We start from the raw sequence: 19,443 nt of genomic DNA on the forward strand, positions 1-19,443 counted from the left end.
ACCGGCCGTACCGGCCCGCGCCGGCCGGCCGGCCGGTACCGCGGTTACCGCTGGGACTCCGGAGCGTCCACTTTGCTCTGCTGCCCAGCCTGATGCCGGCGGTGGTGTACCAGGAGCAGTGCGCCCCGGGTGAGCCACATGCCGGCGCTGAGGAAGATCAGGTCGGAGGAGATCACGCGCAGCGGGGTCGGGTGGGTCAGCGACGTGGTGCCGGCGGTCGCCGGGCCTCCCGCGGCGTACTGCACGCCGATCCGCAGCAGGACCGTGGCGAGGATGACGGCGATGAACACGGCGTCGCCGCGCATCCACAGCTCGCCGGTCTCCGGATGGGGGTAGAACCGGACGGCCTTCACCAGCAGCCAGCCGATACCGCAGCCCGCCGCCAGCGCTACCGGCGCGAGCGCGAGGCCGAGCGGTGACGAGACCAGGATCGGCGCGCTGCTGGCGATGGCGAGCAGCAGGACGACCCCGATGATCGCGGTACCGATCGCGATCCGGCGCGGGCGCACCTGCTGCGGGCGGGCGCGACGGAGGACGCGGAACATCACGAGGGCGCCGATGATGACGATTGGCACAACGCGGGCTGCGGTCACGGTGCGTCACCGTACCAACCGGCGGCTCGGTTCGGAGGCCTAGCTGCTCAGGGGTGGGTGAACCGGTACCCGGCCTCGAGGAGCCGGGGCAGGGCGATGGTCAGGGCGTCGACGGTCTGTTGGCGGTTCCCGCCGCCGTCGTGGTCGAGGATGATCGATCCGGGGCGGGTCTTGGTCAGGATGGTATCCACGATGTGCGGTACTCCCGGCAGCGACCAGTCCCGGGGGTCGACCGACCAGTCCAACGGGCGCAGGCCGGCCGTGGCGCAGGCGTCGAGGACGTCCTGGGACCAGTTGCCGCCGGGGGCGCGGAACAGGGTGGGGCGGTGGCCGCCGGAGGCGGTGGTGATCGCGTCGGTGGTCCGGTTGATCTCCTCGTCGATCTGCTCCGGGGGCAGCTCGGGCAGGTTGAGGGGGTGGGTGAAGCTGTGGTTGGCGACGCGGTGCCCGCCGGCGATGACCGCCTTAACGAGGCTCGGGTAGACGGCGGCCTGGCGTCCGATCATGCAGAAGGTCGCGGAGACCCGGAAGCGGGCCAGTACCGAGAGGATGCGCGGGGTCCACTCCGGGTGTGGGCCGTCGTCGATGGTCAACGCGATGTTCGTGCCCTTGCAGGGCAGGTAGTGCTGCGGGCCGCCGGGCCTCTGGACGATGGTCGGATCGACGGGACAGACCCCGGGGGTGGGGTGGAACGGCGTCGGTATCTGCCAGGGAGTCCGGGACGGGCTGGGGGAGGCGCTCGGCGGCGGGCTGGCCGGGCTCGGGGTCGGGTGGGGAGCTTCGGCCGACTTCCAGGTTCCCGATGCGGCGTACCCGGCGGACGTACACCCTCCCAGCAGGGAGAGCGCGCCCACCGAGAGCAGTAGCCGGCGGCCCACCGGCCGGTTCAGGGCGGTCATGGGGCGGCAGCAAACCACACACGGTCATCGCCCGGTGACGGTACCTGGACAGGTATGTCCTTCATCATGCTTCGTGGGCGTTGTTTGCTCCCTTTCAACTGTTCTGTCGGTTCTGATCGCGGGTGAAGCCCCGTCCGCGTCGACGGTACGTTCGCCGCGCCGCAGCCGGTCACCTTCCCCGTGGCGTCCGCCGGCATCCCGCCCTCGGTCACGGTGGCCGACCTCAACGGCGACGGCCGCGACGACCTGGTGGTGGGGCACCACAACTGGGGGACGATCGGCGTGTACCTCCAGCAGCCGGCGGGCACCCTCGCCGCCGAGGCCCGCTACGGGTCCGGGCAGCTGCCGGCGGGCCGTTGCCGAGGTCGCCGGTCCGGGTCGGCGTGTCGCCCGTACTGGTGATTGCTGGTAAACACTGGAAGTCGTAGGGTCTGCCGGTGGCCGATCCGGTGGATGCACTAGAGCGCCGCATCGACGGGCTGCGCTCGGCGGTGCGGCAGGCGGTGCTGGCCGGCGACCGGACCCAGGCCCGGGCCCTGCGCGCCGAGCTGCGCCGGGCCGAACGGGAGTGGGACGACGCGCTCGACGACCTCGCCGAGCAGGTGCCACCGGGGCCGCCGGCCGGACAGCCGCCGGCCGCCACCGTGCCGAAGCAGGCCGGGCCGCTGCTGCCGATCCGCGAGCAGGTACACAACGCGCTGACCCTGCTCGGCGCGCCGGCCACGCCGAAGCTCGTGATCGCCGTCCACGAGGCGTTCTTCGCCGGGGAGATCGTGGGCGCGCGGCTGACCAGCCTGCGCCGCGACGAGGAACGGTCGTTCCGGGCGGCGCCGCGGCTGCGCCCGTACTATCTGTGCGCCGCGCTGACCGCCGACCTGCTGGCACCCGCGCGCGGCCTGCTGGCCGTCTCGACCTGGCCGCTCGCCCGCCGCATCGTCGGGCCGCTCAGCGCCCGGGTCGACTTCCTCACCGCGGCGATCCGCGTCGCCGAACAGGTCGCGCGCAATGCGGGAGGCGAGCGGCTGCTGTGGCGGTTCGCCGCCAGCATCCCCGGCGCCGCCGGCGGCTTCGCCGACGTCACGCCCGAGGCGGTGGTACGGGCCGCCCGCGCCGAACTCGCCGTGCACTCCGACGCCGACCGGTCGCACCGCGAGGCGGCCGCCGAACGCGCCCGTACCCGACTCGACGACGTCACCCAGTTGTTCGGCAGCCGGCTGCGGGTGGTCTCCCGCACCGGTACCGAATCCTGACCCGGGGGTTTGACCGCGAATGACCGACGCCGAGCACCTGCGCCGTGGCACGGCCTCCCTGGAGAGCCTGCGCGGCGCCGCTGTACCGAAGAACCACAACGCCCGTACGATCGCCGCGCTCACCGCCAACCCCGGATGCTCACGGCGGGCGGTCATGGACGCCGCCGGGATCGACAAGGAGCGGATGGCGGCGCACGTCGGGTTCCCGGGCCGGTTCGGCCAGTCGCAGTTCGCCATCACCCGCGGCAACGCGTTCGAGGCACAGCTCAAGGCGAACGGCTGCGCGGAACTGCTGGCACTGCTGCGAAAGGTGCTGGGACTGTCGATTCCCGAGGCGTCGTACGACGACCTGGAGTCGGTCGAGCAGGTCGATGCGCGCGCCGCCCGGTCGCGGCAGTTGCTGACCCGCGCCGCTTCCGGCGAGGAGGAAGCGGGAACCCTGTTCGACCACCCGCTGCTGCGCCTGGAGGTCGGCGGCCGGTGGGTGTACCTCGAACCGGACCTGATCGCGCTGCAATATGGCGGGAAGTTCTACGTCGTCGAGATCAAGTCGTTCGCCGTCATCGACGGGCAGGCCGACGGTACGAAGGTGTCCGCGGCGGCCACCCAGGCGGCGGTGTACGTGCTGGCGCTGCGCCGGCTGCTGGCGGAGGCCGGGCACGATCCCGAGCTCGTGTCGCACGACGTTGTTCTGGTGTGCCCGGAGAACTTCTCCAACCGTCCAACGGGGACACTCGTGGACGTCCGCAAGAAGCTGCTCGTGTTGGAGCGGCAGCTGGCCCGGATGCGGCGGGTGGACACCATCCTGGAGACCGTGGCGCCGGACCTGACGTTCGACCTGGCCGTCGACGACGCCGGGGTGCCGCGCCGGCCGGTCGCCGAACTGGTCGACGGGCTGGGACAGTTGGACGCCCGGTACTCGCCGGAGTGCCTGGCACACTGCGAGCTGTCGTTCTTCTGCCGGCACGAGGCGCGCGGGACGACCACGACGCTGGGGAAGTCCGTGCGTGAGGAGCTGGGCGGGGTGTCGTCCGTCGACCTGGCGTTGTCACTCGCGTCGGGTGAGGTGGAGCCGACCGAGGAGCAGGCGGAGGCGGCGGCGATGCTGCGGTTCGCGGCCCGGCTACGCGCGGAGTGTGGCCGGTGAGCGCGCTGACCGCGCTGGCCCGGGTGTCGGCGGTGGCGGAAGGAGTGGCGCAACCGATCGCGACGGTACGGCACGTGCACCTGTCCGCACGGCCGTTGGTGTTCATTCCGTTGTCGTTGGCGGGGGAGGCGAACGCGCCGCTGGCCGCTCTCGTCGGGTCTTCGCCGGATGCGCCGCAGTTGTTGGTGGTGCCGCAGCCGCGTAACCGGGACCAGCGGTTCGACTTCGCGGCGCGGCTGGCGGCCGTGGTGGTGTCGTATGTGGACAGTTTCTGCGGCGATACCGAGACCGTGACGGTCGACCGGGGCCGGGACGTTCGCGAGAGATACCTTGATGCGCCGCAGATCCTGGTACCCAACGGTGGCGGGGCCGGGTTCGTGCGGCTGTTCGGCCGGTCGACGAGACTCCGGCGGACCATGGGGGAGTGGGCGGTCGATCCGTCCGTACCGCTGTTGGGGCGGTGGCTGACGTTCTTCGCCGAACGGGCCGAGTACCCGGGATCGTCGTTGCTTGTCGGCATGACCGGCGCGCTGTCGCAGCACTGGGCGACCGGCCAGAGCGCCGTCGAGGACGCCAACCTGGCGGCGCTGATCGGCTGGATCGACCCGCCGGCCGGTCTCACCGGGGCGGAAGCCGCGTTGGAGGCGGAGGATCCGCTGCGGTGGCCACCGGCCGGGCCGGCGACCGACCCGACGTTCGACAACGAGATCCTGTCACCGGCGATCGAGTCCGGGTCGCTGTCCCGGCTGGAGTCCGCGCTGCACAGCCAGTTGCAGCCGACCTGGGAGCTGATGTGGCGCGGGGTGGGGCTGCTGCGGCAGTTGCCGCCGGGGGCCAGGGTCGAGCAGCGCTGGGCGGACGACCGGGACGCGTTCACCGGGTTCGCGCAGTACGTGGCCGAGGGAGGCTATCCGCAGCCGAGGCTCGATGGGGCGGTCGCCGCGGCGCAGCGGTTGGCGCGGCTGGAGCGGGCCCAGGCGATGTACGACGCCCAGCGGGCGTACGACGACCCGCTGGTGCTGGCGGAGTACCGGCTGACGGGTGAGGCGTTCGCGGGGGCCGTTGTCGCTTCGGCGCCGGATCGCGTTGACGAGAGCGGGAAGCGGCGGGTGCTGCGGCCGCACGTGACGGTACGGACGGCAGATCCGGTACGCCTGACACCGGGTACGCAGGTGGTGTCGCCGGTCCGGCCGTCGCAGACGGGGACGATCGTGTCGGTGGTCGGGTCCGGGTCCTTTTCCGACGTGACCTTGGAGTTGTCCGGCGGGATGGGGCGGTCCCTGACCGCGCCGCCCGGCAGCGTGCCCGTGGTGGGGGAGGAGCTGACGTACACGACCGTCAAGGACGCGTACGTGGCGCCGGCGCCGTTCCCGTCCCGCGACGAGACGCCCTGGACGCACGGCGGGCCGCCGGTCGAGTACGTACCCGATGATGAGGACGCGGCGGAGGAGTGGGCGTGACCGATGTACTTCCGGCGGTCCTGGAAGATCTGACGTCGGGGCTGCACCGGGGAGTCGTGGTCGACTCGCCGCCGGGGGCGGGGAAGTCGACGCTCGTGGTCCGGGCGACCCGCGCCATGGTCGAGTCGGGGCAGCTGCCGCTGATGATCGTGGCGCAGACGAACGAGCAGGTGGACGACCTGATCGACCGGCTGGCCGGGGAGATCCCGGCCGGGGTGACGATCGGGCGGCTGTCGGCGCAGAGCTACGTACCGCCGCAGCGGGTACTGGCGCACCAGAACGTGGCGATCGGCTCGAAGGTGGCCGACTTAGGGCCGGCGCTGATCGTCATCGGTACCGCCGCGAAGTGGGCCATGCTGTCCGAGGGGCGGTGGCCGTGGGCGATCGTCGACGAGGCGTACCAGATGCGCTCCGACATGCTGCTGCGGATCGCGAACCGGTTCGAGCGGGCGTTGTTCGTCGGGGATCCGGGGCAGCTCGACCCGTTCTCGGTGGTGGAGTCGGAGCGGTGGACCGGGTTGACGTGGGACCCGATGCAGAGCGCGGTGGCGGTGCTGCTGCGCCACAATCCTTCGTTGCCCGTTCATCGGCTGCCGGTGTCGTGGCGGTTGCCGGCGACTGCGGCTCCGGTTGTTTCTCAGGCGTTCTATCCGTTCACGGGGTTCGAGGCGGGGACGGCGCTGGGGGACCGGCGGCTGGAACTGTCGACGTCGTCCCTCGGGGGTGGTCCGATCGACGCGGCCGTCGAGATGGCGGCGTCGACGGGGTGGGCGCTGTACGAACTGCCGGCCCGACACACGCTGCGGACCGATGCGGAAGCGGCGGCGGCGTGCGCGGAGCTGGCGCGGCGGGTGCTGGAACGCGGGGCGGTGGCGTACTCGGAGCGGGCGGCGGAGGGCGCGCCGGTGACGGCTTCCCGGATTGCGATCGGGGCGGCGCACCGGGACCAGGTGGCGGTGATCCGGTCGTTCCTCGGGGACCTGGACGTGACCGTCGATACGGCGAACCGGCTGCAGGGACGCGAGTACGACGTGACGATCGTGCTGCACCCGCTGTCGGGGCGGCGGGACGCGACCGCGTTCCACTTGGAGTCGGGGCGGCTGTGCGTGCTGACGTCCCGGCATCGGCACGCCTGCATCGTGGTGGCGCGAGAAGGGATCCCGGAGCTGCTGGACGCGCACCCGTCGACGGAGCCGGTGCACCTGAACGTACCGGTGAAGTTCCCGGATGGGTGGGAGGCCAATCAGGCGATCATGGCGCACCTGGCCGGCCACCGGGTCAGCGCCTGAACGACGGAGAGCGTTGCCCCGAACGCCACCCTGGACGGAGTTCGTGGAGTAGCCGGCCCGGAGGTCTGAGGCTTCGGTCGCTCTACTCGGCCGGGTGGAGGTCGGTACGGGCGGTCCTGCGCTCGCGCCGGTTCCGCTGCTGGCGCGAGCGCGCCGACGACCGGTACCACGTTGTATTCGTGTGCTACGAAACTGCTCATATGGATGTGAGCGGGTTCGTAGCCGATGACAACACATGCCTGCATGGCCGAGTCGTCACGTCCGATGACGTCGGCTATGAACCTCGCCGGTCGTACCACTCCGACGTGTCGGTCACGTAGATCCCACGTCCCTGGTGCCGGTACACGACGCCCCGTGCTTCCAGTCTGATGAGCACCATCTTCACCGTGCTGTCGCTAACGCCGTACTGCTTGCGTAGTTCGGCGATGGACGGCAGCTTGCTGTGTGGCTTGCGCGCCCCGGATCGGATCTCGTCTTCCAGTGCGTCCGAGATGCGGATGTAGTCAGGTGTGACGGGCATGGACTTGGCTCCCTTGCGTGGCAAGCCCATCCGATCACGGCCCACTTCTCATCTCAAGTAGCCCAGGCATCCCCGTTGACTTAGTCAACGTCAGTACCTAAGTTGGTCGTGGACTTCCCCTTGCGTGGCAGCCAGCGGGAGGTTCCCCCTGTTGGGGCGCTTCACCTGCAAAGAACCCGGCGGGGAGCCGTGCGGTAGCGCCGTCTCCTCGCTGGGGCAATCGTGCCCAACCATGACGGAGGGTCCAGTTGCCGAGCGAGGCGGACGGCATCGCGTACCCGGTGCCGGCGCACCCCACCGACGACGACATCGGGTACGCGCAGAAGGCCGTCATCATCCACCAGGGTGAGGACTGGCCTGCCGGGATGCAGTGCGTCAACTGTCACGTGCCCTGGCCGTGCCCCGTGAACCGCTGGGGGCGCGGGGTGCTCGGCTCCGCCGGCTACGCCGAGGCGGACGTCGCCGGCCTGGTCCGTCGCGCCAGGAGAGGGATCGTCCCCTGGTCGTGACCGGCCGGGGATCACATGCCGGAGTGCGGCGGCCGTCGGGCGATTGCCTCCCGCTGGCCCATCGGCCGCCGCGCTCCACTGTCGTGAGAAGGAGTCCGTCCCGTGCCGAACGCCTACATCGAGGGGTACCTGGCAGCGATCCGCAGCAGGCACACGTGGAGGTGGTCGTGGAGGAGGTTCCGCAGGGTGTGCGTATGCGGCGAGCGATGGCCCTGCGCCGTGCTGCGCGCACTCGTCGCCGACGCGCCGGGTCACTGGCCGGCATGAGTCTGCACAGGCCGCTGTCACTGACCTGGAGGTGCGCCGGCTGCGGCGTGCCGTGGCCCTGCCCGACGCGGCGCGGGCAACTGCTCGCCGAGTACGATCGCGCGCCGGTCTCGCTGGCGCTGCTGATGGGCGGGTACTTCCTCGACGCCGCCGCCGAGTTGATCGGCGAGCCGGCCGGCGACCTGTACGACCGGTTCATGGGCTGGATCCGATATCGCCCCACGCCCTACGGCGACCAGGGGCCATAGCCGGGTGGTACTTCGACTTTTGCCGTAGCGAGGACGCACCCAATATCACCCGAGACGCCCGCGTACTCGAAGAGCTGGCGCGTCTCGTCCAGCTCGATGGCTGAGCGTTTGCCGTGGTTGATACGTGGGCTGGCTTGTATGGCGGTACCGGCAGGGCCTGCCGCGGGTGCGGGCCGACCCGATCGGAATGGCCGGACGTACACGGTCGCGATCTCGGGCAGCCGGAAGTCCGTCAGACCGCGCTTATTGCCACGACGGTATCGACCGGATCAGCGTCCGGCTACGGTGCGGACGGCTGATCGTGCGGTGCCTTTGTGATGGATCCGCGGGACGTCTCGACCGGGTACCGCTTCGCGGAGGATTCCAGCTTGTCGAGGGCGGCCTGGACCAGGTCGACGCGGAGGACGTCGGCCAGTCGGGTCAGGTAGATGACGACGTCGCCGAGTTCGGCGCGTACCCGGGCGCCTGCCTCCGGGTCGTTCATGACGGCGGCGGACTGCTCCGGGGTGAGCCACTGGAACTCCGCGACCAGTTCGCCCATCTCGCCGGCGGCCGCCATGACGAGGTTCTTGGGAGTGTGGAACTGACCCCAGTCGCGTTCGTCGGCGAAGGTGCGTAGGCGCTGGGTGAGTTCCTCGACCGATGACATGCCTAGGAGAGTATCGACGCGGGCTTTCAGGAAGGTCGGATGCTGTGCCGGACGCGTGGTTGGCACTCCGCCGGACCCGGTGGATGGCGAGCAGACCACAACATGCCTCAGCTGTCGGTACCGAGGCTGATGTACCGCCGGACGAGTTCCGGATCTGTTTGGTGCTCTTCGGTCAGCGCCCACTGGCTGAAGTGCTCGGCCATCTGTCGGCTGTGCCGGACGTGGTCGCACGGCCAGATCCGCCCGCACTGCCGGCAGCATCCGGTGCCGTCGATCTCGTGCAGCGCGAGAACCTGACGGTGGTAGGTGACCTGGGCGGCGGCGTACCGGGCGAACGCCACGACCTGTGACTGGTACAGGCCCATCGGCGTCACCACCGTCCGGTCTGCCGGTGCCGGCGGCGCAGGTACTCCGCCCAGCCGCCCGCCTCGGCCGGCACGCCGCAGGCATACGCCAGCCCCTGGAGCGCCAGTCGCGACGGCGGGCACGGGTAGAGCCGGTTAGCCCGGCCGCACTGCTGGCAGAACCCGTCGACCGCCGGCTGATGGGCCTGCCAGAGACCGCGCGCCAACCGCCACACCATGGGGCGCGGGCAGCCCTCCGGTGGCTCGACCGGGGGCACGTTCGGGTCGAAGGGCGGCGATGTAACCATGGTCCGGCTCCGTCACATAGGGATCGCGCCCAACCAACCCGGAATTCAGGCGAGGGTTGCGTCAGGTGCAGGCATCAGTGATCTCGGTGTCGAAGTCTTTGGCCATGTGAGCAATCGGTTCTTTGCGAGACCGAATCGCTCACCAGCGACGTTCGATGCCAGCAAGAGTGCGCTGCATAAGGGCTTTCTTCATCCCCGGCGGAGGTGTACCCATGAGGGGGATGCGGGCGACGTCAGCCACTGCCCACTCGGATCAGACCTGAGGTGTACCGATGGCGTCCTATCGACCGGTGACGGCGCTGCCGCGGCACGTCCTGGAGCGCTCAGACATGCGGCAGGCCATCGCCCGGCATGACTTCGGAACCGTCTTCACGCTTGCGCGTAAGTGGGCAGGCATCAGCTATTCCAAGATCGCTGAAACATGCGCGATCAAGCCGGAGCGCGTCGGTGCGCTCGCGCGAGGCGAGGGAAGTGTCACCTCGTACCAGAAGATCGCGCAGATAGCGGATGCCCTGCGCATTCCGGGGCACATGCTTGGTCTGGCACCGAGGGCCTGGGAGACGGCAATCGAACCCACCTCCCGCCACCTCACTGCCGTACGGCCCTGTGTCCCCTTCCAAGAGATCGGAGATGAGACGGTGCGACGCAGGGACTTTCTCCGGACTTCGGCGGTCAGCGCCGGTATCACACTGGGGCTTCCGGCCGTCACAGCAGCAACCGGCCAGCGCATCGGTGCTGACGTGCCCATCCTGCTTCGTGAACGCGCTGCCCGGCTGCGTCGGTTGGACAACATCGTGGGCGGCGGTGACACATACCGGCTGTATCTCGGTGAGTACGAGACCACGAAGGCTCTGCTGCGCGAGAGTACTTACACCGAGGCGACCGGACGCCAACTGCTGTCCGTGCTCGCGGAACAAGCCCAGCAGGCAGGATGGGCTGCTTTCGACGCCGGTAACCATCCGCGCGCGACGTGGCTGTACCGGGCCAGCTACGCGGCGGCCAGTCAGGCATCCGACGCGCCACTGGCGGGAAACGCCCTCGCCTTCCTTGCCTATCAGCGCATCGGCACCGACCGGTCCGACGCGGTGAAGACGGCAACTGAATCCTGCCGCACGGCCGGTGCTGACGTACCCGTGACCGTCCGTGCGCTCCTTCATGAACGCCTCGCGTGGGCCCATGCGGTCGCTGGGAACGCAACCGACGCCGAGCACGCCTTGGCCGCTGCGGAGGCCGCGCTCACAGACGGAACAGGCGACCCTCAGCCAGACTGAGCGGCATGGGTCGACCAGAACGAGCTTCAGATCATGGCGGGTCGCTGCTGGACCGAACTCCGGCGACCCCTGCGTGCCGTCCCGATCCTTCGGAAGGCGCTCGCCGACTTTGATGACGCGTACGCGCGCGACAAGGCCCTGTACCTGTCCTGGCTTGCCGACTCCTACCTCACAGCCGGAGAAGTCGAGGAAGCGGCCGCTGTCGCCAACCGCGCCCTCGACTTGTCTGCGGGCGTCGCCTCAGTACGACCACGGCAGCAGATCCGGCCCGTGCTGGCGCGGCTCGCCAAGTACCGAGAAGTACCGGCCGTGGCCGAAGCCCTGGACAAAGCCGGCTGCTGAATTCACGCTCCAGAATTCGTTGCGGTGGTACGCCGGATCCAGTCCAGGTAGCCATCCGAGGCCGCCACGATCGGTACGGCCGAGATCTCCGGGTTCTTCCAGGGATGGTGTTCCAGGAGGTGGGCCTCAAGTTCCTTGTACCGGTCTGTGTGCGTTTTGAGCAGCAACCGCCACTCCTGGCCCGTCCCGAACTCGCCGAGGTGCCAGAACGCCGACTCCACCGGCCCCACGATCTGGGCACCGGCGGCGAGTCGCGCTTCCAGCGCCGATCGTGCCAGCTTCCGGGCAGCTTCCCGGCTCTCAGTCGCCGTCGAAACCTCGATGAAGCCAGTCATGGTGTCGAGCGTAATGGTTTTCGTCGCCGCACCCTCACGTTCGCTGCCCAGCATCCCTGTGAGCTGCACGGTCACGCCGGGCGCGCCGTTCAAGTCCGAAGCAGCGCTGGGCCGACCACCAGACGGCGACGGTTTGTCCGGTGGGGCGAATTGGATCGCGACTACGCCCGCGCTGGCGGACGATCGTGAGGTGCCTTTGTGATGGATCCACGGGCGGTCTCGACCGGGTACCGCTTGGCGGAGGATTCCAGCTTGTCGAGGGCGGCCTGGACCAGGTCGACGCCGAGGACGTCGGCCAGTCGGGTCAGGTAGATGACGACGTCGCCGAGTTCGGCGCGTACCCGGGCGCCTGCCTCCGGGTCGTTCATGACGGCGGCGGACTGCTCCGGGGTGAGCCACTGGAACTCCGCGACCAGTTCGCCCATCTCGCCGGCGGCCGCCATGACGAGGTTCTTGGGAGTGTGGAACTGACCCCAGTCCCGCTCGTCGGCGAAGGTACGCAGGCGCTGGGCGAGTTCTTCGACTGATGGCACGTAGCCGAGGCTATCGAGCCTATTCAGCGGCCCTGCCGCCGCGGGCTACGACGTAGAGCACCGGTCGGCGAGCAGGGCTCCTCGGCGTGGCCCTCCTTTTCCTGATCTATCTCCACGTGAGAGTGTCTGGGCTCCACTTACCGGTGGCCACCGTGCCGTCGAGGATGGGATTCAGGCAGGCACCCACGTATGCCAGTGCCGCATCGAGTTGCTGCAGATCAGCACGTAGTGAGCTGCGACGGGCCTCGGCCGGGTAGCCGTCGGTCCAGCCGGTCCCAGGGGAGTGCATGGCGGTGGGCAGTGTCACCCGGCTACGGGCGTTCTGTTCTCGTGAGCGTAGTGCGGCGAGGAGCAGCGCGGCGTCGACCTCCTGGGAGCCGATGAGGAGGGCCAGGTCGACGAGGTCTCTATAGCGGTTGGAAGGCTCGCCGCCGCCATGTATCTCGTACATCGCGGCCACCTTGTCCGCGATCTGGTCTACCAGCGGATACAGGCGGAAGGTGGGGAGTTCCGGCACGCCGGCAACTTCGAGGATCGGCCTCGGCCGGATTGGCTCTACGGTCGCCACGAAGTGGCGCTCACAGGAAACGTCGATGTCGAAGCTTTCCCACTTGGTGGTGCCGGCGTACACCTCGGTCTTCAACCTAAGGGCATCGTCCACCAACAGCGCGACTGATCGGACGATCTCGAACCTCAGATAGTCACCGAGGTTACGGCGGCCGATGGCACGCAGTTCAGCTTCGGCCAGGGCGGGCTCCGCTTCGAGGTGCAGTAGATCGATGTCCCGGCTGTGCCGTGCGCCGGGAATCCTCGTCAGCAGGCCGATCCCGCCCTTGAGGACCCACAGCGACCCGTCCTGGAACACTCGGGCGAGAAAGCGTTGGTAGAGGAATTCGCGTCGTAGCTCGGTGAACGGCCGGTGCGTTTCACGGGCCAGAGCTCTCAGCTTCGCGTCCACCGCGGAGCGAAACGCCGCTGCCGTCTGGTACGACTTGTCGCCACTCATCGCTCGTGTCCTCTGTCTGGATGCGCGCTGTCCGCAGGCGATGGTGCTGCTTCGATCTGCTGCTGTACCGCTGCCTTGACTCCTGCCGGGAGTCCGTCCAGCCATCGTTGGATTGCTGCTCTTGTGTCGGCGGTGCTATCCAGCGACGCGATCAGGTCGGCGATCGTCTTGCCTATCGTGACCTGAACGACAGGGTGGGAGAGGAGATCAGGCGCCGCCGTCCGCTGCATCTGGGCGACTGCCTCGAAGAACCCGGTGGCGGCGAGGGAATTCACGTGGTCGCGTACCGAATCGCTGAACGCCCCTGAGTGGATCAGCTGATTGACCAGCAGTTGCTGGGTCTCGGGGCCGGCGCGCGTCGCCATGTCGAGTGCGGACTGCGGTGCACCCGCTTCCTGCACGAGAAGGTCGACAAGCTTGCCGCCGTCACCCGCGGTGACTCCGTATGCCCGGGCGTGCGGTGCGAGGGCGGTAGCGACTTGGCCCAGGCTCACACCGCCGCGTAGTAGCGCGTCACGAACGACCCCCGCCAGGTGTCCCCGATCGATGCGGGCGGTGGCGAGGTCTTCGATCGTGCGCAGTGGGGTGGTGACCGGAAGTCCGTCCGCGAGCGTCCAGTCGTGTTCGCCGATCTTCCCGCGATGAATGCGAACGTCCTCTCGGCGGGTCTGGCGGCGCACTGAAGCGGTGAATTCGAGCACGTCGGCGTCGAGATCGCCAAGTTCCTGGAGGGCGGCGGCCGAGCGGTGGGACACGACGTCGATCGGGCCGGCGGCGATTCTTTCGGCGGCGGTACGGTGAGGGTCGAGCGCGATCCAGGCGGCGCGTAGCTCATCGTGCGGCCCCGGAGGGCTGCCCACCAGACGGTAGACCCCATGGGTAAGCCGCTCCACCTGTCCGTTGGCAGCGAGTCGGGCCAGCGTACGCGCGTCAGCGCCCACGGCGGTAGCCTGCGCGGTGCTGATCATGCCCCATTGGTCTGAGGCAACTCCGGCGATCTCTGGGAGCTTTGTCCGCTTCACGATGCAATCTCTAACTGCGAAATTCCGTACCTTGCTGCAATCTTACCCTACAGAGGTAATTTTGCAGCAAGGATGGGGGAACTGCAGCTAGTACTACGTCACCAGCATCTTCTCTCGCGTGGGACACGATGCTCGGGCGGCTGGTAGAGGCCGATTGTCGTCTATCGAGTCGGCGCCTGGCCAACGTCAAGTTCTCCTACCTGCGCGACTCGTACGAGGAGTTCACAGACGACGCAAGCGTGGCCGGCCAGCCAGAGCCCGACCGGCCACGGCTGAACGCTCAGATGCACCGGCCCCGTGCAGCTGACCGTGGCCGGTCCGGTGAACCGCCGGCTCACAGCCCGGCCGTGCAGGTCCACCCCAGGCTCAGCTTCCGCTGCGGCACCGACGCGGTCCGCGTTTCGTCTCGCTCGGGAACGATGTGGCAGGACGGCGAAGCGTCAAGCCAGACGGCGGACGACGAGCACGCGTCGACTTGTATGACGAGCCCGGTCGTACGTTCCGGCTGCCGCCCCGTTGGGCCCGGTGCTCCGGGTAGCTCACCCACCCGTCGATCATTTGGTTTTCACAAGACGACGGCGGCGCCTGCCAGTGGAGATGCTGGCGGCGCCGCCGTGGGCCGGGGTTACCGGGTGGCACGGTCTTCGTCGAGCTAGGGGTTCGAGGTCGCCCCGGTCGTCGGATTCGTTTCGGCGCCGGGCCCGTCGTAACGCTCGGGGTAACGCGCTGGGTGCGCGGCTCTGCGCATGAACGCGATGTGCCCGAGTCTCTCAAAATTGACCAGTTCCCAGCCGCGGGTCTCCAACAGTTCGACCGTCGCCAGGACCGTGTCGACCTTGACATCGAGCTCGGCCCGGTTATAGGGGACGACCTGGATCGGCGTCCGGGTCGTCAGGAACATGTAGCGAAATGGGTAGGCGTCGATGTTCACCCGTCCGGCGAGGACGTCTTCGGCGAAAACCCGGCGCGGCGGGCGGGGAAGCGTCACGCGGGGACCAGCGCAGTGAGCATGTCCGTGGCGATCGCCGATGCCGCGTCGCGTAGGGCGTCCTCGCCCTCGGCGTCGCCCTTCTTGGGCGTGAGTGTGATGGTGAGCCTGGCGTTGCCCGAGCGCACGGCCACCTGGATCTCGTGCAGGCCTGGGGGGTTCGAGATGAAGGCCAGCTCACCGACGCCGTTCAGCGGCGTGGGCAGGATGATGCTGGGGGTCTGCCACGCGGCATCGGCCGCTTCCTGCGATTTTGTTGTCATGACGTGCAGCGTTGCCCTCGTGGCCGTGTCGTCGCCCGGGCCCCACCGGCAGTCAATTATGTTGCCGGTCTTCAAGTTGCTCGAGTTGGTGACCGTGCCGGCGCCGCTGATCCCGAGGGCGCGCGCCGCCGGGTTGGTCAGCTCCGGGCACCTGAGGCCGTCGGTCTTCCACTTGTGGCTGACCGGCGGCGTTGGCCAGGGCGCGACCGAGGACTCCGGGAACGGCAGGGGGCTCGCACTGCGGGAGGACAGGCCCATGTTGGGCTGCGGGACGTCGGGGCCGGAACAGCCGACCAGGGCCGACGCGGTCGCGGCGGCCAGGCCGGTGAACAGCAGTCGGGCCCTCACGCGTTCACCGCCTGGGGCCAGTGGCCGCCGGAGAACGCCCGGTGGTCGCTGTGCTCGCTCGCGACTTCCCCGACCAGGTTCAGCACGTCGGCGAGCCGGTCAGCGAGGCTGATCAGGTACTCCACAATGCTGGCGACGATCTTGCCGAGGGTCTCCGACAGGTCGTTGGCGGCCTCCTGGGCGCTCAACGGGTCGAGCGCGCCAGTAGCCTCGGTGAGGTCGCCGATCACCACGGTGATCTCATCCACGACGGGGATGGCCTGTTTGGCCAAATCGGTGACGAAGTGGACGTTCGCGGTCGCCACGTCGGACAGCCACTTGCTGAGGCTTTTGACCTCGTCGATCGCCTGGCCGACGGCGTCGTTCTGGTAGGTCTCGCGGCTCTTGTACGTGTCGTGCGCGGGGCCGTGCCAGGTGTCGATCTCGCCGGACTGGGCGACGTCGGGCATGATTTCGCTGAGGTGCGTGTTCACCTGGGTCGACCAGTCGAGGCCGACCTGGAACAGCGACAGGACCGGCACCGAGCCGTTGAGCGTCTTCTCCAGCTTGTCGAGGATCTCGCCGACCTTCTTGCGCGCCTCCTCGATCGCGGCCTGGAAGCCCTTCAGCGCATCCTTGATCTCGTCGGTGAACCACTCCACGACCTTGTTCCACCAGTGGTCCTCCTCGAGCTTCTTGCGGACGGCCGCGATGAAGTGCTCGACCGCCTGGGTCAATTGGTCCCACGCCGTGTGGATGTTCCTGACGCCCGTCTCCAGCGTCTCGATCGCGGCGTTGAAGGTGCCCAACAGGGCCGGGGCGAAGGTGTCGTCCGTCGGTGCCATGTCGTCCTCCCGTTACCTGGGCCAGTCGCCCTTGGCGATCCCGTCGAAGTTCTGCACCGAGTCGGCATCCGCGCCGTCGTACCAGTCGGCGTTCTGCTTCAGCGCGTTGGACATCGCCTCGAACTGCACCACGGCCTCCTTGAACAGGCCGGTCAGCTTGTCGAACTCTTTCTGGTACGCGTTGTGCAGGTCGCTGGCGGTGGCGATGCCGACGGGACCGTCGATGATAACGGTGAACGCGCTCAGTTCGAGGGTCTGCTGGGAGGCGAGCGTCGAGACCGTCGTCATGCGGTCGGCGAGGTCGTTCCAGTTCTTGGCGGCCTTGCGCAGGCCGTCCGTGGCGACCGCGATGTTCTTCTCGGAGTACCAGTTGTAGTCATTGCCCATCATCTCTCCCCGTGACGTGCATAGCTGGGACGGGCGGCGAGCAGCGCGTCCCGGGCGTCGGCGGCCAGCTCCGAGGCGTCCTCGGGACGTAGACCGTACTCGTTGACCCGGGCGCTCTCGATGACGGTGCCGCGGACCACCAGGGTGAACAGGTTGCGCGGACCGCTGACCTCGCGCGGCTCGTCGCTGCTGACCTGGTCCAACAAGCGCATCGCTGCGGCCATGTCGGCGGTGGCCTGGTCGATTTGGCGGCGCAAGGTGTCGAGATCGTCGGCGCCGGAGTGGCCGGCGGGGTACGACGGCTCGTACGGATCCTCGTCGCGGCCCTCGGACGGCGGCTCCCAGGTGCGGCCGTGGCGACGGAGGACCATGCGGGCGAAGGTGGCCTTTTCGCGGGCGAAACGGTACGCCTGCAGCACGGCGCTCGCGATGGCATGCGGGCCGACGGCATTCCACCAGCCGTCGGTGATGCCGACCTGAACCGGATGGCCGTCGAGCCGGATCACGCAGTACACCGTTCCCGAGGCGTCCGCGCCCTCGATGCTGTCCAGGCCCGGCACCGGCTGGCCCGGTGGGGTGTGCGCCAGCGCGTCCTCGAGGTTCTCGACGAACCTCCGGGTGTCACGTATCCGGAACTCATCGAAATCTGTCATTCGCATCCTTGGCTAGGTCCCGCGCGGAATGGTATGCGCGAGGGCCAAAGCTGTGGGGGCACGCTTTCCACTCGGAAACTGGGATAGTTCCGGTCAGAACGGCGTCATCGTGACGGCCGACCGAACGGGAGGTAGGCGTTGTGCACGAGAAACTCCTGTTTATGCGTCAAGTATGCGACCGCGTTGGTGACGTGCCTCACCGCTTCGCGGGTCGGTGGGTAGCTGCCTGATGGTCCGCTGTCCACGCGCCGCCGGCCGGGTCTTCCATCGTGGGGTGTGCGCCGCACCGGCGCGCGACAGAGCGGGCAGTCCTTGCCGGGGTCGACACTGCGCACAGGCTGCCAGTACCGGGCGGGACAGGAAACCTAGTCCGGCATCCCGCTCGCGCTTTCCAGCACCTCGATCCGGATGTCATGCAGGGTCGACAGCAGCGCCTTCCAGGGAAACAGGCCCGCCGATGCCGGCCCCATGTTCGGCGTCGGCAACGGGTACGCGTCCGGGTCGAACAGCAGCCGCACGCCCCATTCCCTCAACTGGCGGATGCTGTTGACGAAGGCCGGATGCCGCGCGAGGGCGACGTTCGCGGTGGGTACCGCGACGATGGGCCGTCCGAGGCCCACCGCCTCGTTCAGGATGCCGAGCGCAAGGGTGTCACTGATCCCGGCGGCCATCTTGTTGATGGTGTTGAAGGTCGCGGGCGCGACCGCGAACGCGTCCGCCGGCGGGAGCACGTCCGGCTCGTCGGGCTGCTTGTACTCGTGGCGGACGGGATGGCCGGTGAGTGCTGACAGGGCCTCGACGTCCAGGAATCGCAGTGCGGTCGGGGTGGCGATCACGCAAACGTCCCAGCCGTCGTGCTGCAACTCGGGGATAGCGGTGGGTAGATCGCCGGCTGCTCTGCCGCCGCAGGCGACCAGGTAGAGCACCGGTGCGCGAGTGGGAACCATGAGGGCCATTCTTCCTTCGCGGCACCGCAATGTACTCCGCGGTACTCCGCGCCGGCCGAGCGTGAACGCCTGCCGGCGAGGCTCGCTCCGCGCGCGTGGGACGGCCGCGACGCGTCCGGCGGGCGCCGGCTATGCGGCTGGCGGACGATCGTGAGGCGCCTTCGCGCTGAATTCGCGGGATGCCTCGGCCGGGTACCGCTTCGCGGAGGACTCCAGCGTGTCCAGGGCGGCCCGGACCAGGTCGACGCCGAGGACGTCGGCCAGCCGGGTCAGGCAGATGACGACGTCACCGAGTTCGGCGGGCATCGTTGCGTTCGGGGTGCCGGCGGTACCGGCGTGGCATGAAGGCCGGTACCGCCGATCCGGCGGAGGTCGTCCCTCCGTCAGCAGGTGATCCAGGCGCCGTTGGAGACCCCGAAACCGTTGGTGTTGTCCCACAGGCTGATGACGTAGTAGTGCTTGCCTGAGGAGCACGTCATCGACAGGTTCGTGGCCCTGGTACCCCGGTACGTGGACGAGGCGTACTGGGTGCCGTCCCGGTAGAGAGTCGCCGTGAACGACGGAGAGCCCGAGGCGCAGTAAGACTCGAAGTATCCGTACACCCTCGAGCCGGACTTGTACGGCGGCTTCGTGATCATGTCGCACTCGGCGGCGAGCGAGACGGAACGGGTCGAGGACTCCGAGGCCGCCGCCGCTGTCGCCGGAACGAGCGCGACCGTGGTCGCCGCGACCGCGGTCAGGACACCTATTGCCTTACGTGATACGGACATCTATCCCACCTTCCTGGGAGCGCCGTCAGTGCCCGAACCGAACCGGTGCCGTTGCCGGTGGGTCTGACTGCGGCTGGCGATTACTCGTACCTGGCGACGGTCACACGGCGACCTTGTGCAGATCTGGGAGAGACCTTGAACGCACTGGTCGCACCGCAAGCCGGGGGAGGCGAACGACGACACGGCGGCCCGCCGGCCCGGCCCGCCATCGCGCTTGGCGACCAGGCCGGCGAACTCGTCGCGGTCCCGGGCGGCGGGCTCGCCGCGCAGC

Annotated in this window: 24 protein-coding genes and 2 pseudogenes; 8 read left to right on the top strand and 18 right to left on the bottom strand. The window is 68.9% G+C overall.

What is annotated here, in order from left to right:
- Positions 1–44 precede the first annotated feature (44 nt).
- Complete coding sequence (locus ACNTMW_RS29230) at positions 45–593, bottom strand: CcdC protein domain-containing protein (RefSeq protein ID WP_426637135.1); 549 nt, start codon at positions 591–593, stop codon at positions 45–47.
- A 47-nt stretch (positions 594–640) separates the two neighbouring features.
- A complete protein-coding gene (locus tag ACNTMW_RS29235) occupies positions 641–1,492 on the bottom strand; it encodes a polysaccharide deacetylase family protein (protein WP_426637136.1) in 852 nt (283 codons plus the stop codon).
- Positions 1,493–1,645: 153 nt separating this feature from the next.
- Between ACNTMW_RS29235 and ACNTMW_RS29240 the strand changes: the two are divergent.
- From ACNTMW_RS29240 to ACNTMW_RS29260, 5 genes and pseudogenes are all read left to right on the top strand, one after another.
- Positions 1,646–1,894, top strand: a pseudogene (locus ACNTMW_RS29240) (FG-GAP repeat domain-containing protein); the annotation flags it as partial.
- Between the two features lie 47 nt (positions 1,895–1,941).
- Positions 1,942–2,742: a hypothetical protein gene (locus ACNTMW_RS29245; RefSeq protein WP_426637137.1), complete on the top strand. Its 801-nt coding sequence runs from the start codon at positions 1,942–1,944 to the stop codon at positions 2,740–2,742.
- 19 nt (positions 2,743–2,761) lie between these two features.
- Positions 2,762–3,889 carry a hypothetical protein gene (locus ACNTMW_RS29250; RefSeq protein WP_426637138.1) on the top strand — a complete coding sequence of 376 codons (1,128 nt, stop codon included), beginning with the start codon at positions 2,762–2,764 and terminating at the stop codon, positions 3,887–3,889.
- Positions 3,886–5,349 carry a hypothetical protein gene (locus ACNTMW_RS29255; RefSeq protein ID WP_426637140.1) on the top strand — a complete coding sequence of 488 codons (1,464 nt, stop codon included), beginning with the start codon at positions 3,886–3,888 and terminating at the stop codon, positions 5,347–5,349. The genes ACNTMW_RS29250 and ACNTMW_RS29255 overlap by 4 nt, the downstream gene beginning before the upstream one ends.
- Entirely contained in the window at positions 5,346–6,638 is a 1,293-nt protein-coding gene (locus tag ACNTMW_RS29260; RefSeq protein WP_426637141.1) for an AAA family ATPase, read from the top strand. Before ACNTMW_RS29255 ends, ACNTMW_RS29260 begins: the two co-directional genes overlap by 4 nt.
- A 274-nt stretch (positions 6,639–6,912) precedes the next feature.
- Here ACNTMW_RS29260 and ACNTMW_RS29265 read toward each other — a convergent pair whose 3' ends face one another.
- Positions 6,913–7,158: a winged helix-turn-helix domain-containing protein gene (locus ACNTMW_RS29265; RefSeq protein ID WP_426637142.1), complete on the bottom strand. Its 246-nt coding sequence runs from the start codon at positions 7,156–7,158 to the stop codon at positions 6,913–6,915.
- A gap of 248 nt (positions 7,159–7,406) precedes the next feature.
- Here ACNTMW_RS29265 and ACNTMW_RS29270 point away from each other — a divergent pair, with 248 nt between their 5' ends.
- Positions 7,407–7,667, top strand: coding sequence for a hypothetical protein (locus ACNTMW_RS29270; RefSeq protein WP_426637143.1), 261 nt, complete (start codon positions 7,407–7,409; stop codon positions 7,665–7,667).
- Positions 7,668–7,930: 263 nt separating this feature from the next.
- The gene (locus ACNTMW_RS29275) at positions 7,931–8,182 is read left to right on the top strand and encodes a hypothetical protein (protein ID WP_426637144.1); all 252 of its coding nucleotides are present in this window, start codon (positions 7,931–7,933) and stop codon (positions 8,180–8,182) included.
- 280 nt (positions 8,183–8,462) lie between these two features.
- On the opposite strand, the gene ACNTMW_RS29280 is transcribed toward ACNTMW_RS29275, so the two are convergent.
- The 3 genes from ACNTMW_RS29280 to ACNTMW_RS29290 all read right to left on the bottom strand — a co-directional run bounded on the left by ACNTMW_RS29280 (position 8,463) and on the right by ACNTMW_RS29290 (position 9,483).
- Positions 8,463–8,831, bottom strand: a complete 369-nt coding sequence (locus tag ACNTMW_RS29280; RefSeq protein WP_426637146.1) for a nucleotide pyrophosphohydrolase — start codon at positions 8,829–8,831, stop codon at positions 8,463–8,465.
- 107 nt (positions 8,832–8,938) lie between these two features.
- Positions 8,939–9,196: a hypothetical protein gene (locus tag ACNTMW_RS29285; protein WP_426637147.1), complete on the bottom strand. Its 258-nt coding sequence runs from the start codon at positions 9,194–9,196 to the stop codon at positions 8,939–8,941.
- 5 nt (positions 9,197–9,201) lie between these two features.
- On the bottom strand, positions 9,202–9,483 hold the full coding sequence (locus ACNTMW_RS29290) for a hypothetical protein (protein ID WP_426637148.1): 282 nt from the start codon (positions 9,481–9,483) through the stop codon (positions 9,202–9,204).
- Between the two features lie 329 nt (positions 9,484–9,812).
- Here ACNTMW_RS29290 and ACNTMW_RS29295 point away from each other — a divergent pair.
- Positions 9,813–11,096, top strand: a pseudogene (locus ACNTMW_RS29295) (NsdA family TPR-like regulatory protein).
- Positions 11,097–11,098: 2 nt separating this feature from the next.
- Here the strand turns inward: ACNTMW_RS29295 and cutA are convergent.
- From cutA to ACNTMW_RS29360, 12 genes are all read right to left on the bottom strand, one after another.
- On the bottom strand, positions 11,099–11,431 hold the full coding sequence (gene cutA, locus ACNTMW_RS29305) for a divalent-cation tolerance protein CutA (RefSeq protein WP_426637204.1): 333 nt from the start codon (positions 11,429–11,431) through the stop codon (positions 11,099–11,101).
- Positions 11,432–11,592: 161 nt separating this feature from the next.
- Entirely contained in the window at positions 11,593–11,964 is a 372-nt protein-coding gene (locus ACNTMW_RS29310; RefSeq protein WP_426637151.1) for a nucleotide pyrophosphohydrolase, read from the bottom strand.
- Positions 11,965–12,070: 106 nt separating this feature from the next.
- On the bottom strand, positions 12,071–12,970 hold the full coding sequence (locus ACNTMW_RS29315; RefSeq protein ID WP_426637153.1) for a nucleotidyl transferase AbiEii/AbiGii toxin family protein: 900 nt from the start codon (positions 12,968–12,970) through the stop codon (positions 12,071–12,073).
- Positions 12,967–13,992 carry a type IV toxin-antitoxin system AbiEi family antitoxin domain-containing protein gene (locus ACNTMW_RS29320; protein ID WP_426637155.1) on the bottom strand — a complete coding sequence of 342 codons (1,026 nt, stop codon included), beginning with the start codon at positions 13,990–13,992 and terminating at the stop codon, positions 12,967–12,969. The genes ACNTMW_RS29315 and ACNTMW_RS29320 overlap by 4 nt, the downstream gene beginning before the upstream one ends.
- Before the next feature lie 652 nt (positions 13,993–14,644).
- Positions 14,645–14,980, bottom strand: coding sequence for a hypothetical protein (locus tag ACNTMW_RS29325; protein ID WP_426637156.1), 336 nt, complete (start codon positions 14,978–14,980; stop codon positions 14,645–14,647).
- On the bottom strand, positions 14,977–15,591 hold the full coding sequence (locus ACNTMW_RS29330) for a hypothetical protein (protein ID WP_426637158.1): 615 nt from the start codon (positions 15,589–15,591) through the stop codon (positions 14,977–14,979). The genes ACNTMW_RS29325 and ACNTMW_RS29330 overlap by 4 nt, the downstream gene beginning before the upstream one ends.
- Entirely contained in the window at positions 15,588–16,415 is an 828-nt protein-coding gene (locus ACNTMW_RS29335) for a hypothetical protein (protein ID WP_426637159.1), read from the bottom strand. The genes ACNTMW_RS29330 and ACNTMW_RS29335 overlap by 4 nt, the downstream gene beginning before the upstream one ends.
- Positions 16,416–16,427: 12 nt before the next feature.
- On the bottom strand, positions 16,428–16,805 hold the full coding sequence (locus tag ACNTMW_RS29340) for a hypothetical protein (RefSeq protein WP_426637160.1): 378 nt from the start codon (positions 16,803–16,805) through the stop codon (positions 16,428–16,430).
- Positions 16,802–17,455: a hypothetical protein gene (locus ACNTMW_RS29345; protein WP_426637161.1), complete on the bottom strand. Its 654-nt coding sequence runs from the start codon at positions 17,453–17,455 to the stop codon at positions 16,802–16,804. The genes ACNTMW_RS29340 and ACNTMW_RS29345 overlap by 4 nt, the downstream gene beginning before the upstream one ends.
- A 365-nt stretch (positions 17,456–17,820) precedes the next feature.
- Positions 17,821–18,411, bottom strand: coding sequence for a flavoprotein (locus tag ACNTMW_RS29350; RefSeq protein WP_426637162.1), 591 nt, complete (start codon positions 18,409–18,411; stop codon positions 17,821–17,823).
- 120 nt (positions 18,412–18,531) lie between these two features.
- Complete coding sequence (locus ACNTMW_RS29355) at positions 18,532–18,708, bottom strand: hypothetical protein (RefSeq protein WP_426637163.1); 177 nt, start codon at positions 18,706–18,708, stop codon at positions 18,532–18,534.
- A gap of 77 nt (positions 18,709–18,785) precedes the next feature.
- Positions 18,786–19,172: a hypothetical protein gene (locus ACNTMW_RS29360; RefSeq protein ID WP_426637164.1), complete on the bottom strand. Its 387-nt coding sequence runs from the start codon at positions 19,170–19,172 to the stop codon at positions 18,786–18,788.
- Positions 19,173–19,443: the final 271 nt, after the last annotated feature.

The organism is Planosporangium spinosum, from assembly GCF_049999945.1.
GTDB classification, from domain to species: domain Bacteria; phylum Actinomycetota; class Actinomycetes; order Mycobacteriales; family Micromonosporaceae; genus Planosporangium; species Planosporangium spinosum.

What these genes read in the sequence shown, in the direction of transcription:
- ACNTMW_RS29235 (WP_426637136.1), bottom strand. Translation starts at nt 1,492, where the DNA reads ATGACCGCCCTGAACCGGCCGGTGGGCCGCCGGCTACTGCTCTCGGTG.
- ACNTMW_RS29250 (WP_426637138.1), top strand. Translation starts at nt 2,762, where the DNA reads ATGACCGACGCCGAGCACCTGCGCCGTGGCACGGCCTCCCTGGAGAGC.
- ACNTMW_RS29265 (WP_426637142.1), bottom strand. Translation starts at nt 7,158, where the DNA reads ATGCCCGTCACACCTGACTACATCCGCATCTCGGACGCACTGGAAGAC.
- ACNTMW_RS29275 (WP_426637144.1), top strand. Translation starts at nt 7,931, where the DNA reads ATGAGTCTGCACAGGCCGCTGTCACTGACCTGGAGGTGCGCCGGCTGC.
- ACNTMW_RS29280 (WP_426637146.1), bottom strand. Translation starts at nt 8,831, where the DNA reads ATGTCATCGGTCGAGGAACTCACCCAGCGCCTACGCACCTTCGCCGAC.
- ACNTMW_RS29285 (WP_426637147.1), bottom strand. Translation starts at nt 9,196, where the DNA reads ATGGGCCTGTACCAGTCACAGGTCGTGGCGTTCGCCCGGTACGCCGCC.
- ACNTMW_RS29290 (WP_426637148.1), bottom strand. Translation starts at nt 9,483, where the DNA reads ATGGTTACATCGCCGCCCTTCGACCCGAACGTGCCCCCGGTCGAGCCA.
- cutA (WP_426637204.1), bottom strand. Translation starts at nt 11,431, where the DNA reads ATGACTGGCTTCATCGAGGTTTCGACGGCGACTGAGAGCCGGGAAGCT.
- ACNTMW_RS29315 (WP_426637153.1), bottom strand. Translation starts at nt 12,970, where the DNA reads ATGAGTGGCGACAAGTCGTACCAGACGGCAGCGGCGTTTCGCTCCGCG.
- ACNTMW_RS29335 (WP_426637159.1), bottom strand. Translation starts at nt 16,415, where the DNA reads ATGGCACCGACGGACGACACCTTCGCCCCGGCCCTGTTGGGCACCTTC.
- ACNTMW_RS29340 (WP_426637160.1), bottom strand. Translation starts at nt 16,805, where the DNA reads ATGATGGGCAATGACTACAACTGGTACTCCGAGAAGAACATCGCGGTC.
- ACNTMW_RS29345 (WP_426637161.1), bottom strand. Translation starts at nt 17,455, where the DNA reads ATGACAGATTTCGATGAGTTCCGGATACGTGACACCCGGAGGTTCGTC.
- ACNTMW_RS29350 (WP_426637162.1), bottom strand. Translation starts at nt 18,411, where the DNA reads ATGGCCCTCATGGTTCCCACTCGCGCACCGGTGCTCTACCTGGTCGCC.
- ACNTMW_RS29355 (WP_426637163.1), bottom strand. Translation starts at nt 18,708, where the DNA reads ATGCCCGCCGAACTCGGTGACGTCGTCATCTGCCTGACCCGGCTGGCC.
- ACNTMW_RS29360 (WP_426637164.1), bottom strand. Translation starts at nt 19,172, where the DNA reads ATGTCCGTATCACGTAAGGCAATAGGTGTCCTGACCGCGGTCGCGGCG.